General features: G+C 63.4%; 18 protein-coding genes. 6 read left to right on the top strand and 12 right to left on the bottom strand.

The genetic code is table 11. The features are described from left to right. Nucleotides 1-6 precede the first annotated feature (6 nt). From flgK to NOX35_RS02395, 11 genes are all read right to left on the bottom strand, one after another. Entirely contained in the window at nucleotides 7-1,986 is a 1,980-nt protein-coding gene (gene flgK / locus NOX35_RS02445) for a flagellar hook-associated protein FlgK (protein WP_182285481.1), read from the bottom strand. Beyond that, the gene (flgJ, locus tag NOX35_RS02440; protein ID WP_256495615.1) at nucleotides 1,983-3,011 is read right to left on the bottom strand and encodes a flagellar assembly peptidoglycan hydrolase FlgJ; all 1,029 of its coding nucleotides are present in this window, start codon (nucleotides 3,009-3,011) and stop codon (nucleotides 1,983-1,985) included. Before flgJ ends, flgK begins: the two co-directional genes overlap by 4 nt. Then, nucleotides 3,008-4,156, bottom strand: a complete 1,149-nt coding sequence (locus NOX35_RS02435; RefSeq protein WP_256495614.1) for a flagellar basal body P-ring protein FlgI — start codon at nucleotides 4,154-4,156, stop codon at nucleotides 3,008-3,010. Before NOX35_RS02435 ends, flgJ begins: the two co-directional genes overlap by 4 nt. 20 nt (nucleotides 4,157-4,176) lie before the next feature. Further along, entirely contained in the window at nucleotides 4,177-4,884 is a 708-nt protein-coding gene (locus NOX35_RS02430) for a flagellar basal body L-ring protein FlgH (RefSeq protein WP_182285479.1), read from the bottom strand. Between the two features lie 170 nt (nucleotides 4,885-5,054). Next, nucleotides 5,055-5,837 (bottom strand): flagellar basal-body rod protein FlgG, encoded by a 783-nt coding sequence (gene flgG / locus NOX35_RS02425; RefSeq protein WP_182285478.1) that lies wholly within the window; start codon nucleotides 5,835-5,837, stop codon nucleotides 5,055-5,057. Between the two features lie 18 nt (nucleotides 5,838-5,855). Next, nucleotides 5,856-6,596 (bottom strand): flagellar basal body rod protein FlgF, encoded by a 741-nt coding sequence (locus NOX35_RS02420; RefSeq protein WP_182285477.1) that lies wholly within the window; start codon nucleotides 6,594-6,596, stop codon nucleotides 5,856-5,858. A 68-nt stretch (nucleotides 6,597-6,664) separates the two neighbouring features. Further along, on the bottom strand, nucleotides 6,665-7,933 hold the full coding sequence (gene flgE / locus NOX35_RS02415; RefSeq protein ID WP_182285476.1) for a flagellar hook protein FlgE: 1,269 nt from the start codon (nucleotides 7,931-7,933) through the stop codon (nucleotides 6,665-6,667). A 14-nt stretch (nucleotides 7,934-7,947) separates the two neighbouring features. Beyond that, the gene (locus tag NOX35_RS02410) at nucleotides 7,948-8,610 is read right to left on the bottom strand and encodes a flagellar hook assembly protein FlgD (protein ID WP_256495611.1); all 663 of its coding nucleotides are present in this window, start codon (nucleotides 8,608-8,610) and stop codon (nucleotides 7,948-7,950) included. 18 nt (nucleotides 8,611-8,628) lie between these two features. Beyond that, on the bottom strand, nucleotides 8,629-9,033 hold the full coding sequence (gene flgC, locus NOX35_RS02405) for a flagellar basal body rod protein FlgC (protein WP_003059205.1): 405 nt from the start codon (nucleotides 9,031-9,033) through the stop codon (nucleotides 8,629-8,631). 16 nt (nucleotides 9,034-9,049) lie between these two features. Continuing rightward, complete coding sequence (flgB, locus tag NOX35_RS02400) at nucleotides 9,050-9,463, bottom strand: flagellar basal body rod protein FlgB (protein WP_256495608.1); 414 nt, start codon at nucleotides 9,461-9,463, stop codon at nucleotides 9,050-9,052. A 13-nt stretch (nucleotides 9,464-9,476) separates the two neighbouring features. Continuing rightward, entirely contained in the window at nucleotides 9,477-9,668 is a 192-nt protein-coding gene (locus NOX35_RS02395) for a hypothetical protein (protein ID WP_182285473.1), read from the bottom strand. Here NOX35_RS02395 and flgA point away from each other — a divergent pair. The 3 genes from flgA to NOX35_RS02380 all read left to right on the top strand — a co-directional run bounded on the left by flgA (nucleotide 9,667) and on the right by NOX35_RS02380 (nucleotide 11,258). Continuing rightward, a complete protein-coding gene (gene flgA / locus NOX35_RS02390) occupies nucleotides 9,667-10,425 on the top strand; it encodes a flagellar basal body P-ring formation chaperone FlgA (RefSeq protein WP_182285472.1) in 759 nt (252 codons plus the stop codon). The genes NOX35_RS02395 and flgA overlap by 2 nt on opposite strands. Nucleotides 10,426-10,542: 117 nt before the next feature. After that, on the top strand, nucleotides 10,543-10,857 hold the full coding sequence (gene flgM / locus NOX35_RS02385) for a flagellar biosynthesis anti-sigma factor FlgM (protein WP_003065535.1): 315 nt from the start codon (nucleotides 10,543-10,545) through the stop codon (nucleotides 10,855-10,857). A gap of 38 nt (nucleotides 10,858-10,895) precedes the next feature. After that, nucleotides 10,896-11,258 carry a hypothetical protein gene (locus NOX35_RS02380; protein ID WP_182285471.1) on the top strand — a complete coding sequence of 121 codons (363 nt, stop codon included), beginning with the start codon at nucleotides 10,896-10,898 and terminating at the stop codon, nucleotides 11,256-11,258. A gap of 66 nt (nucleotides 11,259-11,324) precedes the next feature. Here NOX35_RS02380 and NOX35_RS02375 read toward each other — a convergent pair whose 3' ends face one another. Then, complete coding sequence (locus NOX35_RS02375) at nucleotides 11,325-12,806, bottom strand: glycosyltransferase family 39 protein (protein WP_256495606.1); 1,482 nt, start codon at nucleotides 12,804-12,806, stop codon at nucleotides 11,325-11,327. Between the two features lie 121 nt (nucleotides 12,807-12,927). Here NOX35_RS02375 and NOX35_RS02370 point away from each other — a divergent pair, with 121 nt between their 5' ends. Genes NOX35_RS02370 through NOX35_RS02360 form a run of 3 tightly spaced genes read left to right on the top strand, consistent with a single transcriptional unit; the run spans nucleotide 12,928 to nucleotide 15,169 of the window. Then, nucleotides 12,928-13,932, top strand: coding sequence for a glycosyltransferase family 2 protein (locus NOX35_RS02370; RefSeq protein WP_256495605.1), 1,005 nt, complete (start codon nucleotides 12,928-12,930; stop codon nucleotides 13,930-13,932). Next, nucleotides 13,929-14,345, top strand: coding sequence for a GtrA family protein (locus NOX35_RS02365; protein ID WP_371878513.1), 417 nt, complete (start codon nucleotides 13,929-13,931; stop codon nucleotides 14,343-14,345). The genes NOX35_RS02370 and NOX35_RS02365 overlap by 4 nt, the downstream gene beginning before the upstream one ends. After that, nucleotides 14,342-15,169 carry a ChbG/HpnK family deacetylase gene (locus NOX35_RS02360; protein ID WP_256495604.1) on the top strand — a complete coding sequence of 276 codons (828 nt, stop codon included), beginning with the start codon at nucleotides 14,342-14,344 and terminating at the stop codon, nucleotides 15,167-15,169. The genes NOX35_RS02365 and NOX35_RS02360 overlap by 4 nt, the downstream gene beginning before the upstream one ends. Nucleotides 15,170-15,353 lie beyond the last annotated feature (184 nt).

Below are 15,353 nucleotides of genomic sequence, written 5' to 3'. Positions count from 1 at the left end.
TGCGGATCAGCGGCCCACGGCCTGAACCACGCTGTCAAAAATTCCCTGTGCCACCTGCAGCATCTTGGCCGAGGCCTGGTAGGCCTGCTGGAACTGCAGCAGCTTGGCGGCTTCCTCGTCGAGGTTGACTCCCGACACAGCCGTGCGGTCAGCCTCCAGATTGTCGGCAATCGTGCGGGAGAGCTTGGCGGCGTAATTGGCACTCTGCGTGCGTGTGCCGACCTGAGCGATCAGTGCCGAGTAACCGTCGCTGAGACTGGTACCACCATCAAACACCTTGGCGTCGCGCAGATCCATAAAGGCCCCCGCATTGCCGGCATTGCGCGTATAGGCGTCACCATACTGAGGATCCAGCGCATCGCCCACCAGTACCGAATCGCCGTCGTGAGGCGTCCCCGTCAGCGTGATGGACCAGCCATCGACTTCAATCGGTTGGCCAGACACATAGGGCTTGCCACTGACGTTGCTGCCAGCATTGCTGGAGCCCGAAACGGTATAGCTGATATTGCCTTGCGCATCGGTTTGAAAGCTCAGTTGCACACCGGTAGTCGTAGGCGGCACCGTGAAGTCACCCGAATTGACTTTCAGCGCCGCCAACTGCAGATTGCCTTTGTTGCTCTGCGACATGCCCGCTGTAATCGGATTGGCTGCAGCCAGATCGCGCGGCGAGGACACCAGGGCCTTGAAGTCATGCGCCACATTGGCATAGGGCTGAAACAGAACGGACTCGCCTTTTGCTCCGGCACCCGATACATTGAAGCGCAGACCATCAACCGTGGTCGTTGCCAGCTCATTGATATCGGCAAAATCCGTGACCTTGTTGTCCGACAGACGAATCAGTGACAACGCGCCGTTGTCCTTGAACAGCACCTTGTAATCGGAGGCTTGATAGCCCGTGTAGTCCAGCGGCGTCTTTGGAATGCTGGTGGAAGCCGTATCCACAAACTGCGCCTGCGCCGTGATACCTGCAATCGAGGTATGCCCCACAACCGTGCTGGGCACCGTGAACAGGGCAGAGCCCGGCTTGCCATCCAGAGTCAGGCCACTTTGCTGCTGCTGATTCATGGCCGCACCCAGCGTGGCCGCCATGCGGCCCAGCAAATTGCGACCCTCGGTCAAGTCGGAGTTCTGAAATTGCAGCAGACCCGCCAGCTCACCGCCACCAACCATATTGGCCGTCAGTTCCACCGTCTGTCCGCTGCCTTGCTGGAAGTACAGGCTCATCTGGCCGCTGCCAGGGTATTGCACAGACTCCTTGAGACTGAGTTGCGCGGCAGTCTGCCCCATCACCAGCGGCTGGCTGCCGCCCACGAACAGCGTGATGGAGCCATCGCCGGCGTCGACCTGCGAAGTCTGCACATATTTGTTGATGTCACGCACCAGCTGATCGCGCTGATCCAGCAGATCGTTGGGCACACCGCCAGTCGCCACAGCCCGGCTGATCTGCGAGTTCAGCGACGCGACCTGGCTGGCCAGGCTGTTGACCACGTTCACATCGTTGGTCATCTGCTGCTTGGTGTTGTAGTCCAGCTCATCGAGCTGACCGGAAGCCAAGCGAAAGCGCGCAGCCAGCTCGTTCATGCGTGTGAGCACCACGTTGCGCGAAGTCAGATCCGTGGGAGCACTGCTCACATCGGCAAAAGAATTCAGCATGTCGTTGACTGCAGCGCCCAGGCCATTGCTGCCGCCCGAAAACACTTCCTGCATCTGATTGAGCGACTGCGAGCGCGCCGCGTCCGATGCGCTGACCGCGCTGGCCGCTGCCGCCTGACGGTTGAGCAGCTCGCTGAAGTTGCGCAGGATGGTCGCCACATCGGCGCCATTGCCGATATAGCCATTGCCGATGTTCTGGCCCGCCGAGGTCTGGAAGGCCACGCTCTGGCGCGAATAGCCGGCGGTGTTGACGTTGGCAATGTTGTGCCCCGTGGTTTGCAGGGCGATCTGGTTGGCCATCAGGGCGCGTGCGCCCACGTTCAGAAGACTCATGACTGGTTCTCGGTGATCTTGTTGATCTGTGCGGCACGGGCGCTGACGCCCAGACGGCTTGCGACATTGGCGCTGCTGTTGCCGGCGTTGGCGACTGTGACCTGGGCCACGCTCTGAATGGCGCGACTGAGCTTTTGCGCATAGGCCGGATCGGTGGCGTAGCCGGCCTTCTGCAGCTCGCTGGCATAGGCCTGGGCAGAGCCGGTCTGGGCCATGGCTTTTTCGTAGCGCGGATTGCTGCCGATCAGACGTGCGTAGTCGCGGAAGGACTCCTCATAGGAGTCATAGGCGCGGAATTTGGCCGTCACCTTCTTGGGCGCGCCATTGATGTATTCGGTGGTCGTGACTTCGGCGACCTTGCCCGTCCAGCTGCCACCGGCCTTGATGCCGAACAGGTTGAACGAGTTGCTGCCGTCCTTGTTGCGGATCTCGCTCCTGCCCCAGCCCGTCTCATGTCCGGCCTGGCCGATCATGTAGTGGGCCGGGATGCCGCTCTCGCTGGCCACACGCTGCGCCGCGCCGGTGTGCGCCGTCACGAAGTTGTCGCGGCCCTTGGGAGCCGGTGCATAGGCATTGATCGATTGCGCAGCCTGGCTGCGGCTGCCGCTCCAGGCGCCGTTGCTGCCCACATTGCGCCAGGCATTGCGGCTCAGGCTCAGTGTGGAAGGCACGGCAATTTCGGCGTCCTCGGCCGCATCGACCCCCATGCTGCGCGCCAGCTGCTTGTTGATGGCATCGGTGAGGCCGCCAGGCTGGCCGGCCATGGCGACCGACAGCTGCTGATCCAGCAGATCGGTGCTGAGATTGCCCTGCGCGCTGTCGAGCAGGCCGGACTTCATGGTCGCCTCGCGCATGCTCTTGATCATCTCGCGCATGAACAGCGATTCCAGCTGCTTGGCCGTCTCGCGCGCGGCCTGCGGGCTGTTCTCGCCGGCTGCCGTCTTGAGCGCATTGAGCGAACGTGCATCGACAGCCAGAGCATTGCTGGCCGCCAGGGATGAAGAATGGGGCAATGACGTGCTCATATCACCTCCAGCTCGGCGTCCATGGCGCCTGCAGCCTTGATGGCCTGCAGGATGGCCAGCAGGTCCTGCGGCGTGGCGCCCAGTGAATTCAGTGCCCGCACCACATCGGTGAGCTGGGGCGAATTGGGCATGTTGATGACCTTGCCGGGCTCCTGCTTGACCTGGATATCGGACTTCTGCGCCACCACGGTCTGACCCTGCGAGAACGGCGCGGGCTGGCTGACGACCGGCGTGGTGCTGATGGTGATGGACAGATTGCCGTGCGCAATGGCACAGGGGCCCAGGGTCACCGCCTGATTGAGCACGATGGAGCCGGTGCGGGCATTGATGACCACCTTGGCCGCCGGCTTGGAGGTCTCGATGGGCATCTCCTGAATCTCGGCGATCATGCGCACGCGCGAGCCCGGATCGATGGGAGCGTTGACCTGCACCGTACGGCCATCCAATGCCATGGCGGTGCCGGCTCCCATGCGCTGGTTGATGGCGCGCACCATCTTGTCGGCGGTCTGGAAGTCGGTCTGATTCAGACCCAGCGTGATCGTGTTGCCCTGATTGACGGGGGTGGGCACGGCACGCTCGACCTGTGCGCCCTGCGGCACGCGGCCCGCGTTCAGGTGATTGACCTGCACCTTGGAGCCGCCTGCAGCAGCCCCGGCGCCGCCGACCACCACATTGCCCTGGGCCAGGGCATAGATCTCTCCGTCCGCGCCGCGCAGCGGTGTCGCCACCAGCGTGCCGCCCTTGAGCGACTTGGCGTTGCCCATGGAGGAGACATTGATGTCGATGGCCTGGCCGGGCTGCGCAAAGGCCGGCAGCTCGGCCGTGATGATCACCGCCGCCACATTCTTGAGCTGCAGCTGGGCCGCATTGCCCGTTGCCGGCAGGGCGATGCCCATCTGCTCCAGGTAATTGGCCAGCGCCTGCTTGGTGTAGGGCATCTGCGTGGTCTGGTCGCCCGTGCCATCGAGGCCGACCACCAGACCGTAGCCTGTCAACTGGTTGCTGCGCACGCCCTGGATGGCGGCAACCTCCTTGATGCGTGTGGCATGCGCAGGCAGGGTGAGCCCGCTGGCGCCAAGGGCTGCGACCACCAACAAGGCGGTGTGCGCAGGGCGCAGTGACAGGAGCGTGGACAGTACTTTCATACTGCCCATTCTCGGAAGAATCAGAACGGCATAACGTTCAAAAAGAACCGGGACAACCAGCCAATTGACTGGGCTTCACCGGCCTGGCCACGGCTGCGCGACTCGACGCGCAGATTGGCCACCTGGGTCGATGCCACGGTGCTGCCCGGACGCAGCGAGCGCGGGTCCACCGTCCCCGTGAAACGCAGCACATCGACGTTATGGTTCACGCCAATCTGCTTCTCGCCGGCAATCACCAGATGACCGTTGGGCAGCACATCGACCACGGTGGTGGCAATCGAACCCGTGAAGGTGTTGTTGCTGCTGGTGGCACCCGAGCCCTTGAAGTCGTTCTTGCTCTCGGCCCCCATGGTGAGCGCATCGGCCACCGTCTTCTCGGCGCCACCCCTGAGCAGCGGCAGCGAGGTGATGCCCGTGCTCAACTCGTTGGCACGCCCGACCTTGGAGTCCGTGCTCTGGCTGGCCGAAACGCGCTCGACAATCTGCACCGTCACCGAGTCGCCCACCATGCGGGCGCGCTGATCCTCGAACATGGGCCGGTAGCGGCTGGCGTTGAAAAGGCTGCCGGTGGGCGCCTGGGCCGTCTGCTCGCGTGGCTGCAGCACGGGGGGTGCGGTCGAGGGCATGTCCACGGGCGGCGGCGGATTGAGCGTGACGCAGCCCGAAACCAGCAGGGCCGCAGTGAGGGCACAGAGCGGCGGGCAATGGGAAACAATGGTTTTGAACATGGCGGCAAGTCCTTGGCAGTCAGGCGCTTGGCCCCTTGTGCCCTTGCGTGCGCAATGCACGCTACTTAAATAGGAGCTGATAGCGCTTGCTCAATATTGAATCTGATATTGATTTCATCTGAAAATCAGATGTATCAAGCGCAAGCTGCTCCTCAATACATGGTGATCAATCAGAGCTGCGCCAGCTTGGCCAGCATCTGGTCGGAAGTCTGGATCGCCTTGGAATTCATTTCGTAGGCGCGCTGCGTCTGGATCATGGTCACCAGCTCCTGGACCACGTTCACATTCGAGGCCTCCAGATAGCCCTGCTGAATCGTGCCCAGACCGTTGGTGCCGGGCGTGCCCTGCTGGGGCTGGCCCGAGGAGGCAGTCTCGATGTAGAGGTTCTGGCCACGCGGCTCCAGACCGGCGGGATTGATGAACTGGCTCATGGCGATATTACCCACCTGCTGCGGCGCAGCCTGGCCGGGCATGGTGACGCTCACAACGCCGTCATGGCTGATCGACACCTTGGTCGCCCCGTTGGGGATGGTGATGCCGTTGGCCACGGGCAGGCCGCTGGAGGTCACCAGCTGCCCCTGGGCATTGACCTCGAACGAGCCGTCGCGGGTATAGGCAATCGTGCCGTCGGGCATATTGACTTCGAAGAAGCCGTTGCCGTTGATGGCCACATCCAGCGCATTGCTCGACTGCTGCAGGCTGCCCTGCAGAAAGTTGCGGCTGGTGGCCACGGTGCGCACGCCCAGGCCCAGGTGCAGGCCGGTCGGCAGCTGATTCTGCTCGGTCGTCTGCGAACCGGACTGGCGCAGATTCTGATAGATCAGATCCTCGAAAACCGCATTCGCGCGCTTGTAGCCGGTGGTGGAGACGTTGGCCAGATTGTGCGAAATCACGTCCAGCTGCGTCTGCTGGGCTTCCATGCCGGTCTTGGCAATGAACAGCGAATTGATCATGACGTATTCCTTTGGCTATCAGCCGTTCAAGCTCAGCAGCTGGCTGGCGGATTTATCGTTGGTTTCAGCGGTCTGCAGCAGCTTCATCTGCTGCTCGAACTGGCGCGAGGCCGCGATCATGCCGACCATGGTTTCGACGGAGTTCACGTTCGATCCCTCGATCGAGCCCGACAGCAGGCGCGCTGTTTCATCGTTGGGCAGCGCATCGCCCTGGGCCGCGCGGAAAAAGCCGTCATCGCCGCGCACCAGAGGCTCATCGACGGGCGGCGTGACCAGCTTGACGCGCCCCACGGCCACGGGCAGCTGATTGCCCGTCTTGGCCGTCAGCGTGCCGTCCGAGCCCAGGGAGATCGTGGACTCGGGCGGGATGTCGATGGGAGCGCCGCCGTCGGAGAGCACGGCCTGGCCGTTGCTGTTGACCAGCTGCCCTTCGGGCGAAATCTCGAACACGCCGTTGCGCGTGTAGGCCTCCTGACCATCCAGGCCCTGCACGGCAAACCAGGCGCGGCCCATGGCCATGGCATCCAGCGCCCGGCCGGTGCGCTGGGCAGGGCCGGGAGTGTCCTGATAGCCGGAGGTAGCTTCCAGTGCAAACACCCGCGTGCCGGCACCCGAGCCCTGCAGCGGTACCGAGCGGAAGGTGGACATCTCGGCCCGGAAGCCGTTGGTGCCCGCATTGGCCAGGTTGTGGGCCAGCACGGCCTGACGCTGGGCTGCCGCATTGGCCCCAGTCATCGACGTATAAATGATTTTGTCCATGCTGACCTTCCTCCCGTCAAATCAATCGCTTTTGCAGCCCGGCGCAAAGCGCCTCAGGGGCTTATCTGTTATCGCAAGTTCACAAGTGTGGAGAACACCTGATCCTGCGTCTTGATGGTCTGGGCATTGGCCTGATAGGAGCGCTGTGCCGTCATCATGTTGACCAGCTCGGCCGTCAGGTCCACGTTGGACTCCTCCAGTGCACCCGACTGCAGCGAGCCGAAGGTGCCGGTCTGGGCCGAACCATTGAGCGCCGGACCGGAGTCGGAGGTGGCCACCCATTTGTTGTTGCCGATGGAGCCCAGACCCTGGGTATTGGTGAAGGCCGCCAGAGCGATCTGGCCTTCGGTGCGTGTGACGCCGTTGGAGTAGGAGGCCACGATGGAGCCGTCGCGGCCCACATTGATGCCGGTCAGCGCACCCGAGGTATAGCCGTCCTGCTTGAGGCTGCTGACGGCAAACTTGGTGCCGAACTGGGTCAGACCGCCGAAATCGAACGCGACATTGAAAGGCTGCAGGCCGTTGGGATTGGCCGTGCCGCCGCTGACGCTCAGATTCAGCGTGGTGCCCGAACCTGTGGTCGGTGCATTGGGGGTGACGCTGGTGAGCTTGCCGCTGGCATCGAACAGGGCCTTGCCGATCGGCGTGGCCGTGGCATCGAGCGAGTTGAAGACATTCCAGGTGTTGCCTGTGGCATCTTTCTCGAAATACAGATTGACCGGGATCGCCGTGCCCTGTGTGTCATACACATTCAGCGAGGTGCCATAGGTGGCACGCGGCGTGGCAGCGACTGGAGGCGTGGCTGTCGCGTCGCCGGCGGCCACCGTGGCGCGCGCATCCAGATTCAGCTCCACATTCACCTTGGATGTCTGCTTGGCGGGAATCGGCTGTCCTGTGGGAAAGCTCATCGGCACAGGCGTGGCACCCGACTGGATCTTGCCGGTCGAAGGATCCACCACATAGCCCATGACATTGTCGTTGTCCACGGTCTTGAGGTTGCCCTCCTTGTCCAGACCGAAGTTGCCGGCGCGCGTATAGGCGATGCTGCCATCGCTTTGCTTGACGACGAAAAAGCCGTTGCCATTGATGGCGATGTCCAGGTTGTTGCCCGTCGAAGTGATGGAGCCCTGCCTGAACTGCTGGGACACCGAGGCCACGTTGACGCCAATGCCGCTGCTCTGGCCGCTGGCCGAGCCGATGGCGCTGGCGATCATCTCGGCAAAGTCAGCGCGCGAGGCCTTGAAGCCCGTGGTGTTGGAGTTGGCGATGTTGTGGCCGATGACGTCCAGGTTCTTGCTGGCGGCGTTCAAGCCGGAGAGGCCTTGTTGAAAACCCATGATGTGTTCCTCAATCAGTAAACGGCCTTGACGCCGGAATAAGCCACGCTGCTGCCGTTATCGAGCTCCAGCGACAAAGAGCCATTGGCCGAGCTGGTGGCAATCACTGCATGCGGCGCCAACGGGGTGGATGCCACGGCGGTCGTGCCATTGGTGGCGACCACGCTGTAGCGCAACTGCGAGGCATCGCCGCTGTATTTGTCCTTGCCTTCCCAGGTGAAGTAGTTGCGCCCGGCTGCGCCGGCACCCAGGTCGATGGTGTCCACCAACTCGCCGCTGGCCGTTGTGATCTGGATCTTGACGCTGGCCGCCTGGTTTTCCAGATCGAAGGCAGCGGTATGCGTGCCATCGGCCGCCACGCCCAAGGTATTGCCCTCGGTCAGCACCGTGCGGCCGATCATGGAAGTGCCTTGCAGCACCTGCATGGCCGTGAACTGGCTGGCCATGGAGGCCATGGTCTGGTTCAACTGCTGAATCCCGGTCACGGTGTTGATCTGCGCCATCTGCGAGGTCATTTGCGCGTTGTCCATGGGATTCATGGGGTCCTGGTTGTTGAGCTGGGCCACCAGCAACTTGAGGAAACGGTCCTGCGCCTCGTTGGGGTCGGTCACCGCGTTCTTGGTATTGCTGGTGGTGTTGGTCGTGGTGCCGTCCACGCTGCTTGCGCCGTAGATCATGTGTGTGTGTTCCCGGGCTTACTGGCCCATTTGCAGAGTCTTGAGCAGCAGCGTCTTGGCCGTGTTCATGACTTCCACGTTGTTCTGATACGAGCGTGACGCCGAGATCATGTTCACCATCTCGTCCACGGCGCTCACGTTGGAGTGGGTGACATAGCCCTCGCCATCGGCCAGCGGATTGCTGGGGTCGTGGATGCGGCGACCGGGCGTGTTGTCCTCGCTGATGGCATTGACCTTGACGCCCGCGCTGCCGTCGTTGCCCATGGGCACGGTCTGAAACACGACCTGGCGCGCCTTGTAGACGCTGCCATCGGGACCGGCCACGGCATCGACGTTGGCCAGATTGGAGGCCACCACGTTCAGGCGCTGGGACTGGGCACTGACCGCGCTGCCCGAGATATTGAAGATGGAAAACATGGACATGGTTTAGCTCCTGGGCTTACTGGCCTTGAATGGCGCTGAGCATGGTCTTGGCCTGGCCGTTGATGAAGCGCAGCGTGGCTTCGTAGCGCACGGAGTTGTCGACAAAGTTGGCGCGCTCGCGATCCAGATCCACGGTGTTGTTGTCCAGGCTGGGCTGGGAATTGACCGAATAGCCAAGCTTGGCCTTGAGCGCCTCGTCCGACATCTGCGCCTGCAGCGGGATATGGCCTGCCGTCGCGGCGCTGGCCTGGGTCAGGGGCTTGGGCCCGCTGGTCGCGGCCATCAAGGCTTCACGGAAGTTGAAGTCGCGCGCCACATAGCCGGGGGTGTCGGCATTGGCAATATTGCTGGCAATGGCACGCTGGCGCTCGGCGCGCAAGAGCAGCGCCTCGCTTTGGAAGTCCAGTCGTTCGGTCATTTTGTTCAGCATTGCGGCCTCGCTTTCAGAATTCGGGGATGCCGGAGCCCACGGACTGCGGCATGCGAGGATTATGAAAATCGGCAGCGCAAACTAAAGCGCGAAGAAAGCGGTATTGCGCTGGCACTTCAAGCCATTGCGCAAGCCGGGTCGCGCCTATATTTGCAAGCATCGTCTGCAGCCCTGTGTCTGTGGATGCTTCAAAGGATTGATGCATGTCTGGCCGCTTTTCCCTGTTTCTGCGCCTTCGCCCCTCTCAAGGCCTGGCTGCGGCATGGGGTCTCGCTGCGCTGCTGCTGACCGCTGGCGCACAGGCCCAGGATGGCGCGGCGCAGCTCAGCCAGATCGGACAGCGCTTTGTCGATGCGGCTTTGCACCAGCCATCAACCGAGACTGCGCAGGCCGGCAATGGCATGGCTTTGCGCATGGAGGTCCAGATGGGCCAGCTGGACTCGCGCCTGCGCCTGGCAGCCTGCGCCAAGGTCGAGCCCTATCTGCCCGCAGGCAGTCGCCTCTGGGGTCGCACCCGGCTGGGCCTGCGCTGCGTGCAGGGCAGCGTTCCCTGGAACGTGTTCCTGCCCATCACCGTGCGGGCCTATGGCCCGGCCTGGGTGACCCAGGGCAATATTCCGGCCGGCAAGACCCTGAGCGCCGAGGACGCCGTTCCCGCGGAAGTGGACTGGGCAGAGGACAGCGCTCCTGTCTTCGCCAATGCACAGGACTTCATCGGCATGGTAGCGGCGCGTCCGCTGGCATCGGGCCAGGCTCTGCGCCAGAACATGGTGCGTCCGCCAGCCTTGTTCACGGCGGGATCGCCCGTGCAGGTGATGATCAACGGCGGTGGCTTCAGTGTTGCCGGCTCAGGCAAGGCAATGACCGCAGCCGGAGAAGGGCAACAGGTACGGGTTCGCATGGATAATGGCCGCCTTGTCACAGGAACGGTCAATGCCAGTGGCGTGGTTCTGGTTCAATAAAGAGAGAGTGCGCACTCACTTTATCAACCATGCCAAATATTCCTCAAGTTTTACGCGCCCTTGTCGAAAGCAAGGCTACAGCGCCCTACGCCGATACAGGGCGATTGGAGAACCAGCATGAAGATAGGCAATAAGCCGGACCTGCAGCAAACCGCTGCAGCTGCCAAGCAGGCCCCGAAATCCGCCACCACGGTTGCCACCGAAGAATCGACCAAAGGCTTGTCCGAGCGCGCCGCCGGCGTGCCCGTGTCCTTTTCGTCCTCGGCCCGCGCCCTGGACAGCCAAAGCCGCACCAATACCGACTTTGATGCCGATCGCGTCAAGGCCATGCGCGAAGCCATTGCCAATGGCAGCTTCCGCGTCAACGCCGAGGCCGTGGCAGACAAGCTGCTGGCCAATACCGAAGAATTCCTGGTTCACGCTCGCGGCTGAAGCGCCCGCGGCTGAACTCCTGAACAAAGGCTGACCCGATGACCTTGCAGGAAATGCTCGACTCGCTGGATGCGGTGATTCAGACCGTTTCGGCATCGCTGCAGTCACCGGACGCCTCCGCGCTGGAACAATCCAGCACCCGCCTGCGTGACGCCATGGTGGCGTTCTCCCAACTCGTCAAGCGCTTCTCGGGCGACGACTGGACGCCTGCGCTGCGCGAACGGGCACAGAATCTGGACCGCGAAATCTCCCTGGTCCGTGACCAGCTGGCAAGGCTTTCCGTGCTCAACCAGCGCCGCACCAAGGCTCTGGTGCCTGCGGCCGAAGACAGCACCTATGAAAGCAGCCTGCGCGGCGCATCGCAGACCGGCCGCGCACGCATCTATCGCGCTGCCAGCTAGGCTCGAATCGGCAACTCCAGCAAAAAAGGCGGGCCAGAGGCCCGCCTTTGCTTGTTTTGGCAGGTCTCAGTGCTCGCCCTTGGCAATCTTCACGGGCCGCCAGGCCCAGACACCATAAGCACGCGTCCAGCCTTCGGGCAAGGGGTCCGGTGCCACCATCACCTCGATGATGCGGGCATTCGGCAGCTCGTCCTCGCGAATCCACGGACTGTACTGCAGATTGCGCTCCACATAGACGCGCGGGCGCTCGGGCAGCTCCATGGCAATGCGCCCGGCCAGGGCCTGCGGGCCGATGATGATGTCCACCGGACCGCCCAGAGCCCGATGCGCGGCGGGGGCAAGGCCTTCAACGATCCGGTCCACGGGGATGTGGTTCTGATGGCTGCTCTTGTAGCCCGACAGCCCCATGGGCGAGGCCAGCCAGAACTGCAGCAGCAGCAGCGCCTGCAGCACCGCAAACGTCAGCCAGGCGGCGCGCAGATGTGCCGTGCCGCCCCAGTTGCGGGGCGAGCGTGCCAGCTCCATGACGGCAGGCACGCACAGGAACATGAAGGCCGTCCCCCACTGCAGGTGCAGATAGGAGCCCGTGAACAGGCACAGCACCAGCATGGCCAGCAGCGGCACCAGGCCCCAGAGCAGCCAGAACTCGCGCAGCATCCTGTCCACGGCAACAGGCGCTTGCGGCGCGGGCGCGGCCTGTACACCGGCCTTGCCCGCACAGCGGCGCGCCCACCACAAAGCTGCGCCCAACACCATCCAGGCGGGCATGCAGCGGTTGAAGATCCAGTCCACCGCGAACTTCCAGGACATATTGATGCGGGCAGCCGCATCCAGATGCAGGCCCAGGGACGTGCGCTCGGCGTAATGCATGGGCATCCAGTCGTGGGTGCTCAGCCAGTACAGATGAGGCGACAGCACCAGCAGGCCGATCACGCTCGCCAGCGCAGCCCCTTTGACATGCACCGGATTCCGCCAGGCACCAATGCGCAGCCACCACAGGCCTATTACCCCCAGCGCCAGCACATACTGATACTTGCTGAGCATGCCCAGGCCCGAGACCAGGCCCAGCAAGGCCCAGCCCGCCAGCGACGGCTTTTGCGTGACATGCCAGCTCAGTGCCACGGCCAGCGAGATCCACAGCATCATCACGACGTTGTGGTTGTAGTAATAGAGCCGCCCGCAATAGAAGGTGATGCTCAGCGCCGCCAGCAGGCCCAGGGTCGCATAGGCCCGGCCTCGCATATCGCACAGCAGCCTCCAGAAAATCGCCAATGAGCCCAGTGTGAGCACACCGCCCAGCACATAGGTCAGCCCTATCGAAGGACCAAAGACAGCCGCAGAGGCAGCCATGATCCAGGTCGGCATGGGCGGATGCTTGAAATAGCCCAGCTCCAGCGAGCGCATCCAGATCAGTTGCTCCACGTTGTCCCCGGGCGCGGCCAGGGCCGTCACCCAGTGGATGGCCAGCCAGATCACGCCGTATACGGCGAGCAGGGCAGCAACGGCACGGCCGCCAAGAACAAGAGATTCGCGTTGAGCAGCGGTCATCAGACGATCAGGAAAGAAGCAGGGGCAGTAGGGGCGTGAGTATAACGACGACCTTTTTGCAGCAACGCAAGCCGTGACCGGCCCGGCAAGCAGTGACAGACTTGCGCGAAAATCCTGCTCCATGACCGATCTTCACGCCGAATATGCCCCCGCAGCCCCGCCAGCCCAGTTGCCGCGTCAGCCGCTGCGGCTGAGCTGCGTGGTGCCGGCCTACAACGAACAAGCCAATATCGAGGGCTTTCTGCGTGCCCTGGCCGGGACGGTCCGGGCCTTGACACCCGATTTCGAGATCGTGGTGGTCAACGACGGCAGCCGCGACACCACGCACGCGCTGTGCCTGCGTCTGGCACAGGAGCTGCCGCTGCGCTACCTGGCCTTGTCGCGCAACTTCGGCAAGGAAGCCGCCCTGTCTGCCGGCATAGACCACGCCCGGGGCAACGCCGTGCTGCTGATCGACGCCGATTTCCAGCATCCGCTGGAGATGCTGGCCGAAATGCACGGTTTGTGGCAATCGGGCTACGAGATGGTCTATGGCGTGATTGCCGACCGCGGCGCAGAAAGCAGCGCCAAACGCATGGGCACCGATCTGTTCTACCGCGTGATGAACTCGGGCAGTACGGTCAAGATGCCGCCGAACGCGGGCGACTTCCGCTGGATGGACCGCAAGGTCGTCGAGGCCCTCAAGGCCTTGCCGGAGAACAATCGCTTCATGAAAGGACTGTACGCCTGGGTCGGCTTCAAGACCGCAGCCCTGCCCTTCGTCCCCAGGGACCGCGCGGCAGGCAGCTCCAGCTTCAATCTGCGCCGCCTGGGATCGCTGGCGCTGCTGGGGCTGACCTCCTTCACCACCCTGCCCCTGCGCGTCTGGAGCATGGTGGGTGCGGGCATTTCCCTGCTGGCTCTGGCCTACGGCCTGTGGATTGCGGCCGAAGCCCTGTTCTTCGGCAACCCTTTGCGCGGCTGGCCCACGCTGGCCGCCAGCATCATGCTGTTCTCGGGCGTGCAGCTGCTGTCCATCGGCATTCTGGGCGAATACATCGGTCGCATCTACGAAGAGGTCAAGCGCCGCCCCATCTACCTGGTGGCCCATGACGAAGACCGCAGCCCGCTGCGCGAGCCATCGTGATCGAGGACGCGCTGCAAAGACTGCGCCGCCTGCCCCAGCTGCTGCAGTTCGTGCTGGTGGGCGGCTCGGCAGCAGCCACGCATCTGGCGGTGGTCGGCCTGCTGGTCTCACTCTCCGGCATGCCGCCGCTCTGGGCCAATGTGCTGGCGTTCCTCGTGGCCTTTGTGGTCAGCTACAACGGCCACGCCCTGCTCACCTTTTCGGCAGCGCAGGCCCGGGGCTGGCCGGTGGTGGCGAAATTCTTTGCCGTGGCCTGCCTTTCCTTTGTCGCCAACGAGGCGCTGTACTACATCGCCCTGAACTGGCTGCACTGGCATTACTTCTGGAGCCTGGCCGCCGTGCTGGTGCTGGTGGCCATAGGCACTTTTGTCATGAGCAAGTTCTGGGCCTTCAAGGCAGGCGGCGCCGCATGAATCACATGAAAACCTCCCGCGCCATCCTGCTGTGCGCCGATGATTACGCCCTGCACCCGCTGGTGGACGATGCCGTGCAGCAGCTGACGCTTGCCGGTCGTCTGTCGGCCACCAGTTGCATGAGCACTTCGCCTCTGTGGCCTCAAGCCGCGCCGGCATTACGGCAGTTGCGTCCCCGGCTCTCGGTGGGTCTGCACTTCAACCTGACCGAAGACCATGGCGGACAGCATCGCGCCCAGGCTCTGGGCACGGTGCTGCGCCAGGCCTATGCAAGGCAGATGCCGCAGGATCTGATGCGCAAGGCCTGGCGCGAACAGCTCGATGCCTTCGAACGGGCCATGGGCACGGCCCCGGACTTCATCGACGGCCACCAGCATGTGCATCAGCTGCCCGGCCTGCGCGCTGCCATGCAGCAGGAGCTTCAGGCCCGCTACGCCACGCGGGAAATGCCCTGGGTGCGCTCCACGGCCCCGGCTGCAGGCCTGTGGCGCAGCCCCAAGGCCGCCATCATTGGCTTGCTCGGCGGCTGGACCACCACCCGGCGGCTGCGCCGCGCCGACATTCCCATGAACCACGGCTTTGGCGGCGTCTATGGCTTTGATGCCCCCGACACCGCCAGCTACGGCAGGCAGATGGCCAGCTGGCTGCCGCATATGGCGGATGGCGGCCTGCTGATGTGCCACCCGGCCAGCGGCGTGGTGCAGGGCGACGCCATAGGCAGGCAGCGCCCCGTGGAGTTCGAATACCTGATGTCCGAGGACTTTGGCGAACTGCTGCAGCGCAGCGGCTGCCATATCCATCAGGGCCCCATCCAGCTGTGCTGAGAACGTATTGACGATCTCTACGCAGCCGCGCTGGAGCGCAATCGGGATGAGTTCGAAGTGATGGCTCGCCGCTTGCACCGGGGTGCAAGCAAGAGATAGCACGCAGAAATCGCCCGATTTCGCTCCAACCCTCCGGGACAGTGTCTTTGCGGACGCCCGGTCAGGGACACCCGGTCAGGGGCGG

This window comes from Comamonas sp. C11 (assembly GCF_024496285.1).
In the GTDB taxonomy this organism is placed as follows: Bacteria; Pseudomonadota; Gammaproteobacteria; order Burkholderiales; family Burkholderiaceae_C; genus Comamonas; species Comamonas testosteroni_F.
Note: the sequence above shows the minus strand (reverse complement) of the source record. Positions and strands in the feature narration are given on the sequence as shown.